The sequence below is a fragment of the Streptomyces sp. CC224B genome (assembly GCF_030010595.1).
Taxonomy (GTDB): domain Bacteria; phylum Actinomycetota; class Actinomycetes; order Streptomycetales; family Streptomycetaceae; genus Streptomyces; species Streptomyces longispororuber.
In genome coordinates this window covers 1-21550 of record NZ_JASCXL010000095.1, presented here as the reverse complement: position 1 = coordinate 21550, position 21550 = coordinate 1, and the positions used below count along the sequence as shown (strand labels likewise).

The 21550-nt window shown below is 75.9% G+C and carries 21 protein-coding genes; 13 read left to right on the top strand and 8 right to left on the bottom strand.

The genetic code is table 11. The features are described 5' to 3' along the window. Positions 1 to 16: 16 nt before the first annotated feature. Entirely contained in the window at positions 17 to 898 is an 882-nt protein-coding gene (locus QK440_RS30620) for an alpha/beta fold hydrolase (protein WP_282796484.1), read from the bottom strand. A 221-nt stretch (positions 899 to 1119) separates the two neighbouring features. Between QK440_RS30620 and QK440_RS30615 the strand changes: the two genes are divergently transcribed. From QK440_RS30615 to QK440_RS30590, 6 genes are read left to right on the top strand one after another with little or no spacing between them, the layout of a single operon-like run. Further along, positions 1120 to 2022, top strand: coding sequence for a hypothetical protein (locus QK440_RS30615; RefSeq protein WP_282796483.1), 903 nt, complete (start codon positions 1120 to 1122; stop codon positions 2020 to 2022). Further along, a complete protein-coding gene (locus QK440_RS30610) occupies positions 2019 to 3317 on the top strand; it encodes a DUF6421 family protein (protein ID WP_282796482.1) in 1299 nt (432 codons plus the stop codon). Before QK440_RS30615 ends, QK440_RS30610 begins: the two co-directional genes overlap by 4 nt. 23 nt (positions 3318 to 3340) lie before the next feature. After that, complete coding sequence (locus tag QK440_RS30605; RefSeq protein WP_282796481.1) at positions 3341 to 3775, top strand: nuclear transport factor 2 family protein; 435 nt, start codon at positions 3341 to 3343, stop codon at positions 3773 to 3775. After that, a complete protein-coding gene (locus QK440_RS30600) occupies positions 3772 to 4722 on the top strand; it encodes a branched-chain amino acid transaminase (protein ID WP_282796480.1) in 951 nt (316 codons plus the stop codon). The genes QK440_RS30605 and QK440_RS30600 overlap by 4 nt, the downstream gene beginning before the upstream one ends. Continuing rightward, positions 4719 to 5429, top strand: a complete 711-nt coding sequence (locus QK440_RS30595) for an AzlC family ABC transporter permease (protein WP_282796479.1) — start codon at positions 4719 to 4721, stop codon at positions 5427 to 5429. Before QK440_RS30600 ends, QK440_RS30595 begins: the two co-directional genes overlap by 4 nt. Beyond that, positions 5426 to 5743: an AzlD domain-containing protein gene (locus QK440_RS30590; protein ID WP_282796478.1), complete on the top strand. Its 318-nt coding sequence runs from the start codon at positions 5426 to 5428 to the stop codon at positions 5741 to 5743. The genes QK440_RS30595 and QK440_RS30590 overlap by 4 nt, the downstream gene beginning before the upstream one ends. Here QK440_RS30590 and QK440_RS30585 read toward each other — a convergent pair. From QK440_RS30585 to QK440_RS30575, 3 genes are all read right to left on the bottom strand, one after another. Beyond that, positions 5736 to 9176 carry a BTAD domain-containing putative transcriptional regulator gene (locus QK440_RS30585; protein ID WP_282796477.1) on the bottom strand — a complete coding sequence of 1147 codons (3441 nt, stop codon included), beginning with the start codon at positions 9174 to 9176 and terminating at the stop codon, positions 5736 to 5738. The genes QK440_RS30590 and QK440_RS30585 overlap by 8 nt on opposite strands. Before the next feature lie 146 nt (positions 9177 to 9322). Next, positions 9323 to 9643: a nuclear transport factor 2 family protein gene (locus tag QK440_RS30580; protein WP_282796476.1), complete on the bottom strand. Its 321-nt coding sequence runs from the start codon at positions 9641 to 9643 to the stop codon at positions 9323 to 9325. Between the two features lie 53 nt (positions 9644 to 9696). After that, entirely contained in the window at positions 9697 to 10122 is a 426-nt protein-coding gene (locus QK440_RS30575; protein WP_282796475.1) for a nuclear transport factor 2 family protein, read from the bottom strand. Between the two features lie 327 nt (positions 10123 to 10449). On the opposite strand from QK440_RS30575, the gene QK440_RS30570 reads away from it, so the two are divergent. Both QK440_RS30570 and QK440_RS30565 read left to right on the top strand, forming a co-directional pair. Next, the gene (locus QK440_RS30570) at positions 10450 to 10680 is read left to right on the top strand and encodes a hypothetical protein (RefSeq protein WP_282796474.1); all 231 of its coding nucleotides are present in this window, start codon (positions 10450 to 10452) and stop codon (positions 10678 to 10680) included. 334 nt (positions 10681 to 11014) lie between these two features. Continuing rightward, positions 11015 to 11557: an FABP family protein gene (locus tag QK440_RS30565; protein WP_282796473.1), complete on the top strand. Its 543-nt coding sequence runs from the start codon at positions 11015 to 11017 to the stop codon at positions 11555 to 11557. Positions 11558 to 11575: 18 nt separating this feature from the next. Here the strand turns inward: QK440_RS30565 and QK440_RS30560 are convergent, their stop codons facing one another. Genes QK440_RS30560 through QK440_RS30550 form a run of 3 tightly spaced genes read right to left on the bottom strand, consistent with a single transcriptional unit; the run spans position 11576 to position 14253 of the window. Then, positions 11576 to 12253 (bottom strand): DUF4097 family beta strand repeat-containing protein, encoded by a 678-nt coding sequence (locus tag QK440_RS30560; RefSeq protein WP_282796472.1) that lies wholly within the window; start codon positions 12251 to 12253, stop codon positions 11576 to 11578. Positions 12254 to 12275: 22 nt separating this feature from the next. Continuing rightward, positions 12276 to 12971, bottom strand: coding sequence for a response regulator transcription factor (locus QK440_RS30555; protein WP_282796496.1), 696 nt, complete (start codon positions 12969 to 12971; stop codon positions 12276 to 12278). Between the two features lie 7 nt (positions 12972 to 12978). Further along, positions 12979 to 14253, bottom strand: a complete 1275-nt coding sequence (locus QK440_RS30550; protein WP_282796471.1) for a sensor histidine kinase — start codon at positions 14251 to 14253, stop codon at positions 12979 to 12981. A 694-nt stretch (positions 14254 to 14947) separates the two neighbouring features. Between QK440_RS30550 and QK440_RS30545 the strand changes: the two genes are divergently transcribed. Beyond that, entirely contained in the window at positions 14948 to 15433 is a 486-nt protein-coding gene (locus tag QK440_RS30545; protein WP_282796470.1) for a phospholipase, read from the top strand. Positions 15434 to 15492: 59 nt separating this feature from the next. Here QK440_RS30545 and pip read toward each other — a convergent pair whose 3' ends face one another. Then, complete coding sequence (pip, locus tag QK440_RS30540) at positions 15493 to 16455, bottom strand: prolyl aminopeptidase (RefSeq protein ID WP_282796469.1); 963 nt, start codon at positions 16453 to 16455, stop codon at positions 15493 to 15495. Between the two features lie 119 nt (positions 16456 to 16574). On the opposite strand from pip, the gene QK440_RS30535 reads away from it, so the two are divergent. The 4 genes from QK440_RS30535 to QK440_RS30520 form a co-directional block, all read left to right on the top strand. Beyond that, complete coding sequence (locus QK440_RS30535) at positions 16575 to 17600, top strand: PHB depolymerase family esterase (RefSeq protein WP_282796468.1); 1026 nt, start codon at positions 16575 to 16577, stop codon at positions 17598 to 17600. A 105-nt stretch (positions 17601 to 17705) separates the two neighbouring features. Continuing rightward, positions 17706 to 18491: a 3-hydroxybutyrate dehydrogenase gene (locus tag QK440_RS30530; RefSeq protein ID WP_282796467.1), complete on the top strand. Its 786-nt coding sequence runs from the start codon at positions 17706 to 17708 to the stop codon at positions 18489 to 18491. A gap of 97 nt (positions 18492 to 18588) precedes the next feature. Further along, complete coding sequence (locus QK440_RS30525; protein WP_282796466.1) at positions 18589 to 19986, top strand: MFS transporter; 1398 nt, start codon at positions 18589 to 18591, stop codon at positions 19984 to 19986. Positions 19987 to 20136: 150 nt separating this feature from the next. Beyond that, positions 20137 to 21550: GAF domain-containing protein (locus QK440_RS30520; protein ID WP_282796495.1), on the top strand; the 1414-nt coding region annotated here is incomplete at its 3' end.

Below are 21550 nucleotides of genomic sequence, written 5' to 3'. Positions count from 1 at the left end.
CGTACGGGGCGGTGTCTCACGCGGACCGCAGCACCTCCCGCAGCCGGGCGGCGAAGGCCTCCGGCCGGCCGTGCTGGCCGTACTCGCCGCCCAGGAAGCCGCCGTGGTGGCTGGGGAAGGGCGTCACGGGCAGGCCGAGCCGGTCCGCGAGGGCGGCGGCGGCCCGGGCCGCCAGCTCGTCCCGGGACTCCTCGCCCGCCGCGAGGACGATCCGCGTCGGCGCGGCGGCGAGGGCGTCGACGTCGGGCCGGTAGCCGCAGCAGCCGCGGATGTTCTGCCCCAGGAGCGCGTCGTCGCGGGAGCCGTCGTCCTCGGTCGGCAGGCCGAAGGCGGCCGGGTCCGGCGCGGGCTCGTCGGTGCCGGACTCCGGCAGCGGCCCCTTCCGCATGGCCAGCGCCAAGAACTTCGCCATCGCGGGCCCGAGCCCCGCCCGCAGGTACGTCCGGTGGATGTCCTCCACCGCGGCGAGGGCCGCCGCGCTGTCCGGCAGGACCCGCGCGAGCGGCGGCTCGTGCGCGACGAGCGTCCGTACCAGCTCGGGGTGGCGCGCCACGAGGGCCAGGCCGTTCACCGCCCCGCCGCTGCTGCCGAAGACCTCCACCGGCCCGGTGCCGAGATCCTCGACCAGCCGCCGCAGGTCCTCGGCGTGGTCGTCCGGCGTCAACTCCCCGCCGCCGTCGGAGCGGACGCTGCGCCCCGTGCCGCGCGGGTCGTACGTGACCACGACCCGGTCGGCGAAGTGCGAGGCCAGTGTCGCGAACCCGGCCGCGTCCATCGGCAAACCGATCAGCAGCAGCACGGGACGGTCCGCACCCGCCTCCTTCAGGTCGCCCCGGACGTCGTATCGGAGGGTCGCGCCCGGCGCCTGCAGGACGCGGGTCTCGGGTGTCACGGTCATGGTCTCTCCTCGGTCGGCACTGCTGCGGCGGGGTGTCGTGGGGGCAGACTCCCGGGTCCGGCGTTTCTCATCGCGGCCGCGGGCGGGTGACGGGAAGCCGCCGGTGGTCGCCGGGGCCGGCGATGAAAGCGGGACATTCACCGCCCCCCACACCAGTATTTGTCGTGGGATTTCCCGAAAGCCGCGCGAAGCGAAGTGGCCAGGGTGTGGAAAACCCGCCGGTGCCTCTTGTGCGCCCTGGCCGCCGCTCGGCGGAGCTGCCTAGGATCGCCGACGCGGGCCCCGTGGACGCGGCGCGCGGTGAACGCACCGCGCTGCACCGGGGAGCTCCGCACACCGGCGTCCCCGGCCTCCTCGCCGGTGCCGCCGGACACCGTTTCGGGGGATTCCAGGGAGTGAACATGATGACGGGGGAACAGGCGTGCGCCGACACGGTGGCACCCGCGCCGCCAAGTGACATCCGGTACCTGCACACCCTCGGCCCTACCGGCACCAATCTGGAGTCGGCGGCCCACCTGTGGTTCGAGCGGCGCGGCCTCGCGAGCGAGGGGCGCGTCGTCCTGCACACGTCCCTTGAGGAGGCCATGGCGGGCGTGCCCCGCACCGGCGAGCACGCGCTGCTCGCCTGCGCGGTCTACCCGGAGCTGCACACGCTCGTCTTCGGCAACCTGCGCCACTGCCGCATGGTCGACTGCTTCCTGTGGCCCACCTTCGAGATGGTGCTCGCCGTCGCCCCGGGCACCGGCGCCGAGCCGCGCACCGTGGCCACGCACCCCGCGCCCGCCGGCCTCGTCGCGCCCACGAGCGAGCGGCAGTTGGTGACCAGCAACGCGCAGGCCGCCATCGACTGCGCCGACGGCAAGGCCGAAGGGTGTGTCACCACCGTCGTCGCGGCGCGCGCCCACGGCCTGCGCGTCGTCCGCAGCTTCGGCGAGGTCCCGATGGTGTATACCGTCCACCACGTGGCGGAGCCACCGCGCGAGCACGGACCGGGCAGCGCCCGCGAGCCGGACGGCGCCCGCGAGCGCGTACCGGAGGCCGCGCGCCACCACGGACCGGACGGTGCCCGCGAGCACCTGCCGGAGGCGGCCCGCGACGACCGCGCACAGGGGAGCGCCCGGTGACCGGGGTGACGCCCGGCCTGCGGAGCCGGCCGCGCGGCACGTACCGCCACCACGACGACCTGCTCGACGAGGCCGCCGCCCTCGGCCGCGGGCTGCTGCCCCGCGTCGACGCCTTCCGCGCCCGCCAGCGCGACGACGGCACGCTCGCCGCGCCGGACGACGCGGACCGCCGCGCCCTGACCGGCATCAGGGACGAGGCGGTCCGGTGGTTCGCCGGGCACGGCAGGGCGGCGCAGGCCGACGCGCTGGCCGCCGACGTCGACGACTGGCTGCGCGCGGGGCTCGACACACCGCCGCACTTCGCCCGCTCCCGCGACGCGCTGACCGCGCCCGCCGACGGCGACTGGGCGGCGTTCCTCGCCCCGGTGCAGACCACCAACAGCGTCCCGCCCGTCGGCAGGCGGCTGGAGTTCTTCCTCGTCCGCCGCAAGGAACCCGACGCGCTGCCCGCCCTCGCGCGGCACTACCCGCACCCCAAGAACAACTGCCAGGCCACCGTGGTGCTCGCGGGCAGCGAAGGCGTGGTCCGGGGCAACTGCATCGTGTTCTTCCCGGAGAACGTCGCCGCCCACGACAAGGTGACCGAACAGGCCTACGCGATCTTCTTCTTCAGCAAGTTCCGGCGCATCCACGAGACGTTCGCCGTACCGTCCGCGCGCGCCGTGCTCACCGCCGCGTCCGTGCCCGGCGCCTCCACCGGGATGGACCCCGAGGCGTGCTACCAGGCGCGGGCCGTCTGGGGGTATCTGCACGACTACTTCCACCACCAGGGGCGGTGGCCGCTCGACCGGCACATCAAGCTCAAGATGAACTGGTTCATCGGCCTCCTCGAAGAGCTCAAGGTCGACGCCAGGACCGCGCTGGCCTGCCACGCCGACGAGGCCGTCCCGTACCCGGACGAGCAGATCGCCATGATCCTGCTGGAGCGGATGTTCCGGTACCCGCTGGACGCCGACGCCGTCCGCAACTTCGACGCGGGCACCGGCGTGTTCCTCTACTCCTGGCTGCGCGAGCGCCGCGCCCTTCGCGACGGCCGGGACGGACTGCTCCGTCTGGACCACGACCGTGTCCTCGACGGGCTGCGGGAGTTGGTCGACACGATCGAGGGTATGGAAGCCGCCGTCAGTACCCCCGCGGAGTACCGCGCGGCCGCCAAGGAGCTCGTCCGGACCCACCTGCGCGAGGGCGCCGCGGGCGACCGGTACGCCTTCACCGACGACCAGCGGGCGCTCCTCCGGGCCCGGGAGCGGCTCGCCGCCGTGCCGCCGCCGTGCTTCGCGCCGGGTGAGATGTGACCGACACGAGAGGACCAGCAGCCATGGGGAGCCTGGACCGGGCCACGATGGAGACCGCGGTGCGGCGCTACTTCGAGGCCTGCAACGCGGTCGACCGGGACCTGTTCGCCCGGTGCGTCTCCGAGCGGGTCGTGCACTACCTGGCCCACGGCATGGCCGGGCCCGTGCACGGCATCGACCCGATCGTGGAGCGCTGGGGCGCCGACGTACGGGCCAACGGCTCCCACTGGGTCGTGGACGCCGTCTACGCCGACGAGGGGACGCGGACCGCCGTGTGCGAGTGGACCGCCTTCAAACCGCGCCTGGGCAAGGTGCTGCGCGGCGCCGAGGTCTACCGCTTCGACGACGCGGGCCTGATCGACGAGGTCCGCATCTACTACGCCTCCCGGCGTGACGACACCGTCGCCGTCAACGAGCTGGAGGGCTTCCCCTACGCCGACCGGGGCTTCGCCACGTGACCCGCGCGACTCCCGTGACCGACGCGCCGCTCGCCGACCGGGACGGCGTCATCTGGCTCGACGGCGACCTGGTGCCCTGGCGGCAGGCGCACCTGCACGTGCTGAGCCACGGGCTGCACTACGGCGGCAGCGTCTTCGAGGGCGAGCGGGCCTACGACGGCCGGGTCTTCAAGCTCCACGAGCACAGCGCCCGGCTCGTCGCGTCCGCCCAGGAGATGGGGTACGCCCTGCCGTGGACCGCCGAGGAGCTGGACGCGGCCACGCGCGAGGTCGTCGCCGCGGCCGGCCTCACCGACGGCTACGTACGGCCCGTCGCCTGGCGCGGCAGCGACACCCTGCGCCTGGTGGCCCCGGACAGCCGCGTCCACGTCGCCGTCGCGGCCTGGCCCTGGCCGCGGATCTTCGCCGACGGGCCGCGCGGCATCCGCCTGCACACCTCGCGCTGGCGGCGCCCCGCCCCCGACACCGCCCCGGTCCGCGCCAAGACGGCGGCCCAGTACGCCCTCGGCTCCCTCGCCGGGCAGGAGGCGGAGCGCGCCGGCCGCGACGACGCGCTCCTCCTCGACCACCGGGGCCGGCTCGCCGAGGCCACGGGCGCCAACCTGTTCCTGGTCCTCGACGGCGCCCTGCACACCCCGCCGCCCGAGTGCGTCCTGGACGGCATCACCCGCCGCACCGTCGTCGCCCTCGCCCAGGACCTCGGCCTCACGGTCGTCGAACGGCACCTCGCCCCGGCCGAACTGGACCGCGCCACCGAGGTGTTCCTGACCGGCACGGCGTACGAGGTGCAGCCGGTCACCGCCGTTGACGACCGGGAGTACCCGCTGGGGGAGGTCGGCACGGCCCTGGCGGAGGCGTACGCGCGGGCCGTACGCGGCGGCGGTACCGACGGCGGCGGCCGCCCGGCCGGCGCAGTCCCCGCGGCCGTGTCGGACGAGGCCGGATGACCGGTACGGACTCCCCGCACCGCCCGGACGCGGACGGCGGGCGGCGCGCCGCCTGGACCGCGGGGGCGCGCGCGGCCGTCCCCTTCACCGTCGCGATCTTCGCCTTCGGCGTCTCCTTCGGGGTGCTCGCCAAGGGCGCGGGCTTCGGCGCGCTCGCCGCGACCTCGATGTCCGGGCTCGTCTTCGTGGGCTCCTCGCAGTTCGCCGCCGTCTCGGTGATCGTCAACGGCGGCGGCTGGGCGGCCGCCGCCGTCGCCGGGACGCTCCTGAACCTGCGGTATCTGGTGATGGGCTTCGCCATCCTGCCCGCGCTGCGCGGCGGCCGGGCGCGGCGGGCGGTCGAGTCGCAACTGGTGATCGAGGAGTCCTGGGCCATCGCCAGCGACGCCGACGGGCGGTTCGACCGGGTGCGGCTGCTCTCCTCCGGCGTCGTCCTCTGGCTCGGCTGGGTCCTCGGCACCCTGGCGGGGGCGATCGGGCCCTTCCGCGCCGTGGACATCCTCACCTACGGCCTGGACGCCGTGTCGCCGGTCCTGTTCTTCCTGCTGCTCGCCCCGCACCTCGGCACCGCCCGCAAGCGGACGGCGGCCGCCGCGGCCGCGGCCTGCGCGGCCGTCCTCACCGCCGTCGCGGTGCCCGACTCCGCCATCGCCGTCGCCTGCCTCATCGCCGTGGGATGGACCTGGCAGGCCGGGAGGAAGCCATGAACAACGACCCGTGGATCGTCGTCGGCGCCCTGGTGGTGACCACCTTCCTCCTCAAGGGCGCGGGGTCCCTGGTGATGGGCGACCGCGAACTGCCCGCCTGGTTCCCGCGGTTCGTGGAGTACCTGACCCCCGCGCTGCTCGCCGTCCTCGTCGTCACCCAGCTCGTCGGCTCGGCGGGCGCGCACGGCATGACCTTCGACGCCCGCCTCGCGGGGTTCGCCGGGGCCCTGGTCGCCTGGCGGCTCAAGGCGCCCGTCCCGCTCGTCGTCCTGGTGGCGGCGGCGGTCACGGCGGGCGTACGGGCCCTCAGCTGACGTCCGGGGCGGCACCGGGGCCCGGGGCCGCCCCGCTCTCCGGGTCCTCGCCGGGGTCCGGGTACACACCGGCCTCCGGGTACGCACCGGTGTCCAGGTCCTCGGCGGTGTCCAGGTCCTCGGCGGTGTCCGGGGCCTCGGCGGGGTCCGGGTCCTCCGCGGTGTCCGCGGCCGCCGCGCCCGCGTCCATGCGTCCCGCGGCGGCGGCGACCTCCCGGGCCCGGTCCAGGCCGGGCCGGTGCCCCGCGGCCCGGTGCAGGCCCATGGACCGCTCGGCGGCCCGCGCCGCCTTGTCGGGCCGGCCGAGGGCCAGGTGGACCCGGGCCAGCTCGGTCAGCGCGCCGCCCTCGGCGAGCCTGAGGCCCGCCCGCCGGGCCGCGCCGAGCGCCCGCCGGGTGCACGCCAGCGCCTCCCGGTGCTCGCCCAGCTCCCGGTGCACGGCGGACAGGCCCACACACGCCTCGGCCAGGGCCCGGGGGCAGCCCGCCGCGCGGGCCGAGGCCAGGGCGCGCCGGTGGTGGTCGTGGGCGCCGGGCACGTCGTCCAGGCGCAGCAGCACCGTGCCGATGGTGTTGAGGGCGTCCGGCTCGATCAGGCGGCGGCGGGTGCGGTGGGTGACGCCCAGCGCGTCCACGGCGTACTTGAGCGCCAGCCGCGGGTCGCCGCTGTCCCGGCACACCACCGCGAGGGCGTTGAGCGCGCCCTCCGCCGCGTACGTGGACAGCAGCCTGCCGTCCACCGACAGGGCCCGCGTGAGCAGGCGGTGCGCCTCGTCCAGGGAGCCGAGGGCGTGCTGCACGGTCGCCCGGCCCCACAGCGACAGCATCATCGTGTGCTGGTCCGCCGACGCCTCGGCGCGCGCCCCGGCGTCGGCGAAGTGCCCGTCCGCGGCGTCGAGCCGGCCCTGGTCGAACCGGGCGGACCCGAGGACGAACAGCGCCCACGCCTCCCCGGCGGGCTGCTCGCCCTCGCGGTACAGGGCCAGGGCCCGCAGGGCCTCGTGGACGGCCTCGTCCAGGCTGCCCAGCTCGCGGTGCGAGGCGGCGAGCCCGAGCACCGCGCCGGCCCGCTCCACCGGCTGCCCGGCCCGGGCGAACAGCTCGTCGGCGCGGGCGCTGTGCGTGAGCGCGTCCTGGTGCCGGGCCAGCTCCCACAGGACGTAGCACAGGCTCCAGTGCATCACCGCCCGCGCGTGGTCGTCGTCCTCGGCCTCGGCGGCGCGCAGCCCGGCGTGCGCGGCGCGCAGCCAGTCGGCGCGCCGGCCGTGCTCCATCAGGTGGCCGTGGACGGCGAGGGCGGACTGCCAGGCGAAGGGGCGCGGGCCGTGCCGCACCGCGTGCTGGGCGCAGGCGAGCAGCGCGGGCCGCTCGTCGTCCAGCCAGGCGAGGGCGGCGGCGTCGCGCGGGAAGGCCAGGGGGGCGGTGGGGGAGCCGTCCGGCTTCGGCGGGCGGGCGGCGTACCACGAGTAGAAGGTGCCGTACAGCAGGTGGGCGGCCTGCTGGGCGGTGCCCAGGTACCAGGTGAGCAGGCGGTGGACGGCGGCCTCGCGGACGTCCGGGCCGTCCTCCTCCTCGGCCCGCTCCCGGGCGAACAACTGGACCAGGGCGTGCAGATGGAACCGGTCGGGCCGGTCGGTCTCCAGGAGGCTGCGGGCGACGAGCTGGTCCAGGAGCCGCGCGGTGGCGGTCCGCCCGGCTCCGGCGAGCGCGGCGGCGGCCGGGACGGACACCTCCGGGCCCGGGGCGAGCGACAGGAGCCGCAGGAGCTCCCGCTCCGGCGCGGGCAGGGACCGGTAGGACAGCGCGAACGCGCTCCGTACGCCGGTGTGCTGCTCCTGATCGAGGGTGAGTCCGTCCAGGCGGTCGGCGCGGAGCTGGCGCACGATCCGTTCGATCGGCAGGTGCCGGTCGCCGACGAGGTGGGCCGCGACGATGCGGACGGCGAGCGGCAGCAGACCGCACAGCCGCACGGCCTCGGCGGCGGCCTCCGGTTCGCCCCGCACCCGGTCGGCGCCGATGACGCGGGCGAACAGCGCCAGGGCCTCGTCCTCGCCGAAGACGGTGAGGCTCACCCGGTGGGCGTCGTGGAACGCGGTGAGCCCGCGCAGGTCGTTGCGGCTGGTGACGACGACGAAGCAGGTGGGGGAGCCGGGCAGCAGCGGCCGTACCTGTTCGAGCCCGGCGGCGTCGTCGAGCAGGATCAGCACCCGCTTGCCCGCGAGGAGCGAGCGGTACAGGGCGGCCTTCTCGTCGGTGCTCTCCGGCAGGTGCCCGGTGCCGACGCCGAGCGCCCGCAGGAGCTGGCCGAGGGCCTCGTCGGCGGTGGCCGGGGACTCGGCGGCGTGGCCGCGCAGGTTGGCGTAGAGCTGCCCGTCGGGGAAGCGGTCGGCGACGCGGTGCATCCAGTGCACGGCGAGCGCGGTCTTGCCGATGCCCGCCATGCCGGAGACGGAGGAGATCACCAGGGTCTGCCCCGGGCCCGTGGCGTAGCGGGCCAGGAGCGTGTCGAGCTCGCGCAACTGGTCCGCGCGGCCGGTGAAGGAGGCGACGTCGGGCGGGAGCTGGCGGGGCACCGGGCGTGCCGGGGGCGGCGGCGCGGCGGCCGGCGCGGAGCCGGGGGCGAGGCCCGGGTCGCCGACCAGGACGCGCTGGTGCAGCTCCTTGAGCTGGCGGCCGGGCTCGATGCCGACCTCGTCGTCGAGGAGCTGGTAGAACTCCCGGTACGCGGCGAGGGCGTCCGCCTGGCGGCCCGAGCGGTACAGCGCCAGCATGAGCTGGCAGCGCAGCCGCTCGCGCAGCGGGAACTCCCGTACCAGCGTGGCCAGTTCGGCCACCGCCTCCTCGAAGCGGCCGAGTTCGATGAGCGCGTCGAGGCGGTCCTCGCGGGCCACCAGGCGCAGTTCCTCGAGGCGGTCGGTCTCGGCCAGGGCGAAGCTGCGGTCGCTGACCCCTTCGAGCGCGGGTCCGGTCCACAGCGCCAGGGCCTGGTCGAGCAGCGCGACCACGGCGCGGGCGTCCGCGTCGGCGGCGGCCTTGCGGGCCAGGTCGGTGAGGTGGACGAAGTGCAGGGCGTCGACCTGCTCGTCGGCCACCTGGAGGGTGTAGCTGGTGTTGCTGCGGGCGCCCGCGCTGACCAGGACCTCGAAGCCGGACGTGGCCCGCCGGCCCGGCTCCAGGATGCGGCGCAGGTGCAGGACGTGGGTGCGCAGCGCGCTGATGGCGCCGTCCGGCGCGTCGCCCTCCCAGAGGAGTTCGGCGAGCCGGGTGGTGCTGACCGGCCCGCGGGCCAGCGCCAGCGCCGCGAGCAGCGCACGCTGCTGCGGCCCCAGGCCGACGTGCCGGCCCCGGACCTCCACGCTGACCGGCCCCAGGAGACGGACGCGCACCGACTCCTTCGGTGCCTGCGCCTCCTCGGGCCCCGAGGTGCGGCTCACACGACTCCCTCAGTCTCCCGGTTTCCGGTCCCTGCTCTGTCGGTCGCCTCTTCGCCCCCGTTCGGTTGCGGCTCGCGTGCGTCCGGCCGGTGCCCGGTGGGCCCGGCCCGCCGGCGGCGCACGCCCCTCCGACGCTCCGTACGGGCTCAGCCCGGGCCGGTGACGAAGCGCCGGATGACGCCGTCGGACACCGTGAACTCCCAGGCCGTGTCGATGTCCCCCCAGATGTCGTTGTGGAAGCGGGCGCCGACCGACAGTCCGTCGGCCGACTCGCGCACCACCTCCATCCGCGCGTGGGAGGAGAACAGCTCCCGCTCCACCCACGCGTGGAGGTCGCGCTCGGTGCCGACGTCGACGACGGTGGCGTCCTTGGCGAGCACGGCCCACAGGGCCTGCTGGTCCTGGGCGTTGACGGCGTCGACGAAGGCGCGTACCGCCGGGTGGGACGGGCTGACGCTGGCGGTCATCTCTGCTGCCTCTCCTGGTCGTGGTGGCGGGGGCCGGGCGCGGGGGCGGCCGCTCAGCCGTCGGTCACGGCCCGGTGCAGCGCGTGGGTGTCCTCGAACAGGTGGTAGCGGGCCACCTTGCCGTCGGCCACCGTGAGGTGCGCCGCGAACGGCGTGGTGAGCGGCTTCCCGGTGGCCTTCACGGTGTCCCGCAGATGTCCGATGATCACCCCTTGCCCGCCGTCGACCACGATGTGCGTGACGGTGAACTCCTCGGGCTGCAGGTACTCGTGGAGCGTGGTGAAGAACGTCCTGACGCCCTGCCGCCCGGCGTGGTGGCCCGACCACGGGACCTCGGGCGAACCGGGAGCGAGGAACTCCACCTCGTCGGAGAAGAGTTGCAGCGCGCCCTCCAGGTCCCGCTCGGCGAGGCGGGCCAGATAGGCGTCGATCACCCCTCGGGTGGACTGCGCGGATGCGGCGGGGGAGTGCGTGGACATCTCACCAGCTCCTCGTCTGTCGCTGAGGCGTCGACCGGCTGTTCGAGCAGGTCGAGCCGACCGTGCGGCGTGACCGCCGACCGTGAAGTCCCAGTGTGGTGCGCCTGTGGCGGGGAGCGTAAGGCAGTCGCCGCATTCCCGCCATGAGGAGGCGGCGAGCGGTGCCACGTTGGCGGGCAACCGACGGTACGCGCCGCAGGTCACCGGGCGGTCCGGGGATATCCGCTCGCGGACCGAGCACCGGGCCAGCACGATGGGACCTCCGCGCGGGACGCTTCTCACGGTTCTCAAGTTCTCCGAGTACGGCACGACGCACAAGGTGGTCTCATGGCACAGGCACAGGGGTTCGTGTACGAGGAACGCGGCGACGGTTCCGTGGAGATACGCCACCACGGCCGCCCGGCGGCCGTCCTGCGCGGCGGCCGCGCCCGGCGCTTCCTGCACGAGGCGGCCACCGGCGACCCCCAGCTCGCCATGGCCCGCTGGACCGGCGACTACCGCCGCGGCAACGAGCGGGCGGCCCGCCTGCACCCGCGCAACGCCCGGGGGACCAGGTAGGCCGCGCCGGGGCCTGCCGCGGTACGGGTGGGGAGCGTGCGGGTGAACGGGCCCCGGGACGGTGGAGTGAGGCACGAGGGGGGCGCGCGCCGTCGGCCGTCGCGTACGGGTGGGACGTGACGGTACGTACGTGACATCCGTGCTGTACGGGAAGAAGCGCGGTCGAAGGGGCAACTGTGCCGTCGGTCGCCGTCGGTCGCCGTCGGTCGCCACCGGTCACCGTCGGGCCCCCGCCGGGCCGTGGCCGACCACCGGGCCGAGGGCCGACCACCGGGTGCCGCGCTCAGCGCCTACGCTTTCGGGCGGTATCCGATCCCACCCCTGGAGCGCCCCCGTGACCGCACCCGTACCGGAGCTTCCCTTCCCCGACGCGCACGGGCCGGAGGAGGATCCCGCCCCGCACGCGCTGCTCGCGCCCGTGACGCACCTCCTGGGCACCTGGTACGGCCGGGGCGAGGGCGGATACCCCACGCTGGAGGGCGACTTCGCGTACGCCCAGGAGGTCACGTTCCGCCACGACGGCCGCCCCTTCCTGCGCTACGAGGCCCGCGCCTGGCTCCTGGACGCCGAAGGCGCCCCGCTGCGCCCGGCCGCGCGGGAGAGCGGCTGGTGGCGGCTCCAGCCGGAGGGTCGCGTGGAGGCGGTCGTCACCCAGCCCACCGGCGTCGTCGAGGTCGCGGTCGGCGCCGCGACGGGCACCGCCGTCGACCTGGCCACCCACACGGTGGCGCTCACGCCGACCGCGAAACAGGTCGACGCCACCCGCCGCCGCTACGCCCTCGCCGACGACGGCACGCTCACCTTCACCCACGACCTCGCGGCGGTCGGGCAGCCGCTCCAGCACCATCTGTCGGCCCGGCTGCGGCGCCGCGGGTAGCCCCGCGGACCCGGCGCGTCAGTCCTGGCGCACCGTCACGTCACCGATCTTCGTGCGCGCCTCCGCCCTGAGCTGCGCCGTGTTGTCCGTGTCGACCGCGTCGTCCGCGTCGTCTTCGTCCACCGCCACCGTCCGCTCGCCGATTTTGGTAAAGGCCGTGACGTCGTACGGTCCGGCGTCCCGGGGGAGGCGCAGCCGGACGTCGCCGATCCGGGAGCGGGCCTCGACGGAGCCGCGTACGCCGGTCACCGTGACGTCGCCGAGCCGCGTCACGGCCCGCACCCGGACGCCCGCCGGCACCGTCAGGCGGTAGTCCGACGCGCAGGTGCCGACGCCCTCGCCGCAGTCGGCGGTGACGCGCAGCGTGTCGCCGTCCCGCTCGACGCTCTCGTCGGGCGACCGCAGCGACTTGGTGAGCTTCTTGCGCACCTCCAGGCGGTCGCCGCGCCCGGCCGCGTCGATGCGCAGGTCGCCGCTGTCGATCTCGACCACCACGGTGCGTACGTCCCCGTCGATCGCGGTGGTGCCGGTCTCGGTACGGGTGATCAGGAAGAGCAGCAGGTACCACGCGCCGCCGCCGACCAGCGTGAGGGCGGTCAGGAGCGCGAGGGCGCGGGCGACGCGGCGCGGCACGGAGCGCCGGGGGCGGCCGGGCGGGCGCGGCGCGGTGCCGGGCTGGGTGAGGGTCTCGTGCATGGCTGGATCCGGTCTCCCGTGGTCAGGGGCGGTCGGTCGGGGCAGTCGGGGTGCTCGGGGCGAGGGGGGCGGCGAGGGAGTCGATGTACCGCAGGACGGCGCGGACCCGGCGGTGCCCTCGGTCGTCGGGGCGCAGGTCGAGCTTGGTGAAGATGGAGCGGATGTGCTTCTCGACGGCGCGCTCGGTGATGAACAGGCGGTCCGCGAGGCCGCCGTTGCCGAGCCCCTCCGCCATCAGCGCGAGCACCTCCCGCTCGCGCGCGGTGAGCGCGGCCAGGGCGTCCTGCCTCCGGGTGGCGGCGAAGACCTGGCTGACCACCTCGGCGTCGAGGGCGGTGCCGCCGCCGGCGACCCGGTGCAGCGCGGCCACGAACTCGTCCACGTCGGCGACCCGGTCCTTGAGCAGATAGCCAAGGCCTTCGCTGCCGTCGGCGAGCAGCTTGGCGGCGTAGTGCGCCTCCACGTACTGGGACAGCACCAGGACGGGCCGTCCGGGGTCGGCGGCGCGCAGCGCCAGGGCGGCGCGCAGCCCCTCGTCGGTGTGGGTGGGCGGCATGCGCACGTCCACCACGCACAGGTCGGGGCCGAGGTCGGCGGCCAGGGCGAGCAGTTCAACGGCGTCACCGGCCTGCCCCACCACGTCGACGTCCTCGTCCGCCAGCAGCTTGGCGAGGCCGCTGCGCAGCAGCACGGAGTCCTCGGCGAGCACGACGCGCAGCACGGTCCTACGCCCTCCAGGGAAGCGTGACGTCGACGACGGTGGGCCCGCCGCCGGGGCTGGAAACGGTGAGGTGCCCGTCCACCGCCCGCACGCGGTCCGCCAGGCCGCCGAGGCCCGATCCGCGGCCGGGGTCGGCGCCGCCGATGCCGTCGTCGCCGACCGTCACCCGCAGCAGGTCCGCGTCCCGGGCGAGGCGGACCTCGGCCCGGCCGGCCGCGGCGTGCTTGGCGACGTTGGTGAGGAGTTCGGAGACCACGTAGTACGCGACGGCCTCGGCCCGGGGCGAGGGCCGCTCCGGCAGCCGTGCCGCGAGGTCGACCGGCACCGGGCAGCGGGCCGCGAGCGCGGCGACGGCGGGCTCGATGCCCTGCTCGGTGAGCACGGCCGGGTGCAGGCCCCGGGTCACGTCGCGCAGCTCCCGCATGGCCGCCTTGGCCTCCTCGTGGGCGGTGAGCACCAACTGCCGCGCCTTGTCCGGGTCGCGGTCGAAGCGGGACTTGGCCCGGCCCAGGGTCATGGCGACGGACAGCAGCCGCTGCTGCGCCCCGTCGTGCAGGTCGCGCTCGATGCGCCGCCGCTCCTGCTCCGCGGCGTCGACCATCCGCGAGCGGCTGTCCTCCAGGTCCGTCAGGCGCCGTACCAGGTGGTCGACGGGGCCGGCGCCGAGGGCCCGGGCGATCAGGGCCGACTCGGCGCGCGCCAGCGGCCCGCCGAGCCACAGGCCGGTGCCGAGCAGCCCCACGCCAACGGCACCGGCGGGCACGGTCCGGGCCGGGGCGCCCACGTCCAGGCCGAGCAGCGAGGAGCCCTCCGGCAGGAAGGGGCCGAGGAACGGCAGCAGGGACAGGAGCAGCCCCGCGGCGAGCAGCCCCGCCACGAACCCGCCCACGGCGCACCCCCACAGGGCCATGACCCCGGTGTAGCCCAGCTCCCGCCAGGCGCGGCGGCCGAAGGTCCGCTCCAGGCGCTCCTTCCAGCCGGTGCCGGGCACGGCGGTGGGCACCTCGACGTCCACGCCCAGCAGCAGGTGCAGGCGCTCGCGGTCGAGGCGGCCCGTCCAGTGCGCCAGCTTCATCGCCGCCGGCAGCAGCGGCAGGCCCAGCAACAGCAGCGGAGTCAGGGCCGCGCCGAGGACGAACAGCGTGACCGGGACGGCGTACAGCGGCGTGAGCGCCAAGGTGGTCAGCAGGTGCAGCAGCCCGTCCCGCGTGTCCCGGCCGAACAGCCCCCGCGTGCCGCGGAACAGGACACCCCGGACCCGCGGTGGTCTCAGCCTCATGGTCCCCCCGGTCTCGACTCGGCTCGCCCGATCCTAGGCAGCCCCCGGGAACGCGTCCGAGCGTGCGGGCACGTCCATCGGTGGTAGTGGCAGCACTACTGGGCTCGGGGCAACCGGAGCCCGAGCAGCCCGGCGGTGCGGAACCGGAGGACGAGGAACCGGAGCGCGAGGAACCGGAGGGTGCCATGCCGGAAGACGGAGATCCGGAGCACGCCCTACCGGAAGGCGGGACTCCGAACTGCCCCGCACGGCAAGCGACCCAGAGGGAGACCTTCTGCGAGCCGCGCGGCACAGCCGCCCTACGCCCAGGGGGGGCACGCCCGCCACCTCGCCCATGAGGCGCATGCCCCGCACGAGGCGCCCGCCCGGCCCGTCCCGCACGAGGCGCCCGCCCAGCCCGTCCCGCACGAGGCGCCCGCCCAGCCCGCCCCGCACGAGGCGCACGCCCCGCGAGGGGCGCGCCTGTGCACCCCCTCGTTCCGCCCGCCCGCACGTTTACGGCCAACTCCCGTGACGCATGGCCCTCATGACGTGAAGGCCGCTCGTCACCGGGGCGCAAGCCCGGCGCGGCCCGCGCGTCCACCGGCCGTCAGGTCGGTGGTGATCACTGGAGGGCAGGGCCCGCACACCGCGTGTCCTGTCATGACCCCCACATGTCCCGTGGACGGGACCCGCACGAGGAGGAACCCCCACCATGCGCCGTCGACTCACCGCCCTGGCCGTGGGCGCCGCTGCCGTCACCCTCGGGACCGGCCTCGCCGCCGCGCCCGCCTCCGCCGTTCCGGCGGACAAGGCCCAGGTGCTCAGCCGCTGGACCCAGACCGACGCGGGCAGCTACAACGCCTGGCTCTCGGCCCGCAACAACCAGGGCGCCTGGAGCGCGTACAAGTTCAACTGGACCACGGACCTGTGTTCCTCGTCCCCGGACAACCCGTTCGGCTTCCCGTTCGAGAAGGCCTGCGCGCGGCACGACTTCGGGTACCGCAACTACAAGGAGATGGGCACCTTCAACGCCCACAAGGCGCGCGTCGACAACGCCTTCCACGCCGACCTGAAGAGAGTCTGCGCCACCTACAGCGGCGCGAAGAAGGTCTCCTGCGACGCGCTGGCCTGGACGTACTACCAGGCGGTCGACAAGCTCGGCAGCGTCGCGCCCGCGGCGGTCGACTCCGCGGCCTGACCGGGGCGCGAGGGGCGGGGCGCCGCGCGGCGCCCCGCCCCCGCGGGGCCGCGGCGGACTCAGCCCCCGGCGGCGAAGCGGTCCAGTGCCCGCAGCACGTGGGCGGCGGTGGTGTCGTTGCCCACGTGGCCCGCGTCCTCGACGACGGTCAACTCGGAGCCGGGCCAGGCCCGGTGCAGCTCCCACGCCGTGGCGAGCGGACCGCCCATGTCGAAGCGCCCGTGGATCAGCACCCCGGGGATGCCGGCCAGCCGGGGGGCCTCGCGCAGCAGGACGCCCTCCTCCAGCCACGCGCCGTGCGCGAAGTAGTGGGCGCAGATGCGGACCAGCGCCAGCAGGGCGGCCGGCGGCCGGTCGCCGTACGGGCCGTAGGCGCCGCCCGTCTCGCCGAGCAGGACCGCGTCCTCCCAGGCGCACCAGTCGGCCGTGGCCTTCTCGCGCACGGCGGGGTCGGGGTGTTCGGTCAGGCGGGCGTAGGCGGCGACGACGTCCCCGTCGGGCGGCGTGCCGGGCACGCCCGCCAGGAAGCGCTCCCACTGCTCGGGGAAGAAGCGGCCGACGCCGCGGTAGAGCCAGTCGATCTCCGTGCGCCGGGTCGTGGTGACGGCGGACAGGACGATCTCGGAGACCCGCTCGGGGTACCGCTCGGCGTAGGCCAGGGCGAGCGTCGAGCCCCAGGAGCCGCCGTACAGCAGCCAGCGGTCGACGCCCAGGTGCTCCCGCAGCCGCTCCATGTCGGCTACCAGGTGTGGGGTGGTGTTGTGCCGCATGTCGGTCGCGGGGTCGCTCGCGTGCGGGGTGCTGCGGCCGCAGCCGCGCTGGTCGAACAGGACGGTCCGGTACCGCTCGGGGTCGAAGTAGCGCCGTGTGCCCGGGTAGCACCCCGAGCCCGGCCCGCCGTGCACGACGAGCGCGGGCTTCCCGTCCGGGGCGCCGCAGACCTCCCAGTACACGCGGTTGCCGTCACCCACGTCGAGCATCCCCGTGCGGTGCGGCTCGACCAGCGGATACCACCCGGCCACGCCCGGCCCTCCCTCGCCTCGGCAGTCCTCGCCCCCGCACCGTACGACACGGTGCCGCCCCCGGGTGTGGTCCCCGCCCCCATAGGGCCGCGCGGCGCCCTCTCCTACAGTCCCCGGGCATGACCGAGACCCGAGTCCCCCCACGCGGCCGCCGCCGAAGCCCCGTACGGGCCCTGGCCGCCGCGCTCCTCGCCGCCCTGACGGCCCTGCCGGTCCTCCCGGCCCCCGGGGCCGCCGCCGCCACGCCCCCGGCCCCCGCCGCCGTCCGCGAAGTCACCGGATTCGGCGGCAACCCGGGGCAGTTGCGGATGTTCCGGTACGTCCCCGACGGGCTTCCCGCCGGACGGCCCGTGGTCGTCGCCCTGCACGGGTGCACCCAGAACGCCGCCGGGTACGGCACCGGCAGCGGCTGGACCGAACTCGCCGACCGCTGGGGCTTCTCCCTCGTCCTGCCCCAGCAGCAGACCGCCAACAACGTCTCCGCGTGCTTCAACTGGTTCAACACCGCCGACACCGCCCGCGGCGGCGGCGAGGCCGCCTCCGTCGCGCAGATGGTCGACCGCCACCTCGCCGACGTCGCCGGGAACTCCCGGCGCGTGTACGTCACGGGCCTCTCGGCGGGCGGCGCCATGACGTCGGTGATGATGGCCGCCTACCCGGAGAGGTTCGCCGCGGGCGGCGTCGTCGCGGGGCTCCCGTACGGCTGCGCGCAGGCCGCCGGGTCTCCCTGGGTGTGCATGAGCCTCGGCGGCGGGCTCGGCCCCCGCCAGTGGGGCGACCGCGTACGGGCCGCCCGGCCCGGCTACGGCGGCCCCTGGCCGGCCCTCACTGTGCTGCACGGCACCGCCGACCGCACCGTGGCCCCCGTCAACATGACCGACCTCGTGGAGCAGTGGACCGACGTGCACGGCGCCGACCGGACGCCGGACGTCGCCGACACCGACGCCGGGTACCCGCACCGGGTGTACGAGGGACCGGGCGGCGCCCCCGCCGTCGAGACGTACGGCATCACGGGCATGGGCCACGGCCAGCCCGTCGACCCCGGCGCGGGCGGCGAGCGGTGCGGCACCGCCGGGCCCCACCTCCTCGACGCCGGGCTGTGCGCCGCCCACCGGCTCGGCCGTGCCTGGGGCCTCGACGGGTGACGCGGGCCACTCCACCGCCCATGGGGCCGGAAACCATACTCCGCACCGGAGTTGTGGTGACCGGCCCCATGGGCGGAACCGTCCGGCCACCCTAGGTTTCCGGCCATGACAAGCGGACCTCACCCCAGCGCCCCGGCCCCCGGCGGCGTCGACCTGCGCGGCCGCACCGCCCTCGTGACCGGCGGCGGCAGCGGCATCGGCCGCGCCTGCGCGGTGGCGCTCGCCGGGGCCGGCGCGGACACGCACGTCGTGGACATCGACGCGGCCGCCGCCAAGGCCGTCGCGGACACCGTCGGCGGCCACGCGCACACCGCGGACCTCGCCGACGCCGAGGCGATCGCGGCGCTGCCCACCGCCGTCGACATCCTCGTGAACAGCGCCGGGCTCCAGCACGTCGCCCCGCTCACCGACTTCCCGCCTGCGCGCTTCACCCTCATCCAGCAGGTCATGGTCACCGCGCCGTTCCTGCTCCTGCGGCAGACCCTGCCGCACATGTACGCGCGGGGCTGGGGCCGCGCCGTGCACATCTCCAGCGTCCACGGCCACCGCGCCAGCGCCTACAAGAGCGCCTACGTCGCCGCCAAGCACGGCCTGGAGGGCCTCAGCAAGGTCACCGCCGTCGAGGGCGCCCCGCACGGCGTCACCAGCAACTGCGTCAGCCCCGGCTACGTCCGCACCCCCCTGGTCCAGGCGCAGCTCCACGACCAGGCCGCCGCCCACCGCATCGCCGAGGACGACGTGCTCACCGACGTGCTCCTGACCCGCTCCCCGCTCAAGCGCCTCGCCGAGCCGGAGGAGGTCGCCGCCGCCGTCCTGTGGCTCTGCGGCCCGCACTCCGGCTACGTGACCGGCAGTTCGCTGACCCTCGACGGCGGCTGGACCGCGACCTGACCCCGACCGGCCGCGCCCGTCCGGCCCGGACCGTCCCCGCCCGCCCGGCCCCGGCGGTTCCCCGTCCCCACCCACCCGCGAGAACACGGTGATCCCCATGGCCCGCCCCCGCCCCCGCCCCCGTCCCCGCCCGCGCAGCGGCATCACCCGGATCGTCGGCGCCAGCCTCATCGGCACCACCATCGAGTGGTACGACTTCTTCCTCTACGGCTCCGCCGCCGCCCTCGTCTTCAACGAGCTGTTCTTCCCCACCGCCGACCCGCTCACCGGCACGCTCATCGCCTTCGTCACCTACGCGATCGGCTTCCTCGCCCGGCCGCTCGGCGGCGTCGTCTTCGGCCACTTCGGCGACCGGGTGGGGCGCAAGAAGCTGCTCGTGCTGAGCCTGCTCCTGATGGGCGGCTCCACCTTCGCCATGGGGCTGCTGCCCACCTACGACGCCATCGGGATCGGCGCACCCGTCCTGCTCACGCTGCTGCGGCTGGTGCAGGGCTTCGCGCTCGGCGGCGAGTGGGGCGGCGCCGTCCTGATCGTCTCCGAGCACGGGGGCGCCCGGCACCGCGGGTTCTGGGCGTCCTGGCCGCAGTCCGGCGCGCCCGGCGGCAACCTCCTCGCCACCGGCGTGCTCGCGCTGCTCGCCGGAGTCCAGTCCGACGCCGCCTTCGAGTCCTGGGGCTGGCGCGTGCCGTTCCTGCTGTCCGGCGTCCTGGTGATGGTCGGGCTGTGGATCCGCATCTCCGTCACCGAGTCGCCGCTGTTCCTGAAGGCGCGGGCCGAGGCCGAGGCCGCCGCCGCGCGCGGGCAGGGCGGCCAGGAGGAGGCACCCGTCGTGGAGGTGTTCCGCAAAAACTGGCGCCAGGTGCTCACCGCCATCGGCACGCGCTTCGGCGAGAACATCTCCTACTACGTCCTCACCTCCTTCCTGCTCGTCTACGTCACCAAGCACCTGGACCTGCCCAAGAGCACCGCCCTGAACGCCGTCCTGATCGGCTCGGCCGTGCACTTCGTCACCATCCCCGCCTGGGGCGCGCTGTCCGACCGGCTCGGGCGGCGGCCGGTGACGCTCCTCGGGTCGGCCGGCATGGCCGTGTGGGCGTTCCTGTTCTTCACGCTCGTCGACTCCGGGTCGTTCGCCGTGATCACCGTGGCGGTCACCGTCGGGCTGCTCCTGCACGGCGCCATGTACGGACCGCAGGCCGCGTTCATCTCCGAGATGTTCGACACCCGCGTGCGCTACTCCGGGGCCTCGGTCGGCTCACAGCTCGCCTCCGTCGTCGCGGGCGCCCTCGCGCCGATCATCGCCGTCGAACTGCTCAAGGAGTACGACTCCTCGGTGCCGGTGGCGCTGTACCTGTGCCTGGCCGCCGTGGTGACCACGGTGACGGTGGCCCTCGCCCGCGAGACCCGCGGCCGGGACCTCGCCCGCCCGGACGGCGACGCCACCGGCGGGAGCACCCCGGCACCCGCGCCGGTACGCTCCGGCGAACGCCCTTGAGGCCCGTACGCCCGTACGCCGTACGCCGGGAGGCAGCCGACCGTGTCATCCGCCCACAGCCGCCCCGGCACCCGCCCCGCCCCCGACGAGGCCACCAGCCCCGCCCCCGCCGGAGGGACCGCCGCCACGGCCCTGCGGGACCTCCTCGGGCTGCTCCGACGGTACGCCCCCGCCGAGCACTTCGCCCACCCGGCCGCCGCGGCCCGGGCGGCCGGGGCGGGCCGGGCGGACCTCGCCCTGGTCGAGGAGGCCACCGAGGCGGCCCTCGCCGTCCGCCGCACCCTCGACCAGCACCGCCGCCGCGAGGCCGAGCTGTCCGCGCTGTTCGACACCGCGAGCGACCTGGCGGCCCTCACCGACCTCGACGCGGTCCTGCGGGCCATCGTGCGCCGCGCCCGGCTCCTCCTGCGCACCGACGTGGCGTACCTGACCCTCAACGACCCGGCCGCGGGGGACACGTTCATGCGCGTCACCGACGGCTGCGCCTCCGCCGCCTTCCAGCAGCTCCGGCTCGGCATGGGCGAGGGGCTCGGCGGGCTCGTCGCCCAGACCGCCCGCCCCTACGCCAGCGCCGACTACCGCGCCGACACCCGCTTCCAGCACACCGCCGCCATCGACGCGGGCGTCGGCGAGGAGGGGCTGCGCGGCATCCTCGGCGTGCCGCTGCGCGTCGGCAGCCGCGTCATCGGCGTCCTGTACGCCGCCGACCGCAGCACGCGCGACTTCGCGCCCGACCAGATCGCGCTGCTCGCCTCGCTCGCCGACCACGCCGCCGTCGCCATCGACGGCGCCCGCCTCCTGGAGGAGACCCGCGCCGCGCTCGTCGAGCTGAACGCCGCCACCGCCACCGCCCGCGCGCAGAGCGAGGCGCTGCGCCGCGCCGCCGAGACCCACGACCGGCTCACCGACATCGTGCTGCGCGGCGGCGACGTCGCCGACGTCGCCGCGGAGATCGCCGCGCTGCTCGACGGCGGCCTGGTCGTCCAGGACGCCGACGGCACCGAACTGGCCCGCGTCGGCGCCGCCGCCCCCGCGCCGCCCGCCGACGGCGTGGCCGCCTCCCGCGCGGGCGGCCGGGCCGTGGCCGTGGACGGCGTCTGGGTCTCCGCCGTGCTCGCCGGGCCCGAACTCCTCGGCAGCGTCGCGCTGAGCGGCCGCCCCGATCTCACCGACAGCGACCGGCGCCTCTTCGAGCGGGCCAGCCTCGACACCGCGCTGCTCCTGCTGCTGCGCCGCTCGGTGGCCGAGGCCGAGGACCGGGTGCGTGGGGAGCTCCTCGACGACCTGCTCACCGCCGCGCACGCCGGCGACCCGCGCCACGCCGGCAGCCTCACCCTGCGCGCCCGCCGCCTCGGCGTGGACCTCGCCGCGCCCACCGCCGTCCTGGTCCTGGACGCCGAGGGCGACCCTCGGGCCCGCCTCGCCGCCCAGGCCATGCGCCACGCGCGGGCCCTGCGCGGCCTCGCGGGCCCGCACAGCGGCCACGTCGTGCTGCTCGCGCCCGCCGCGGACCCCGGGCCGCTCGCCGCGCGCCGCGCCGCCGCCCCCGGGGCGCGGCAGAGCC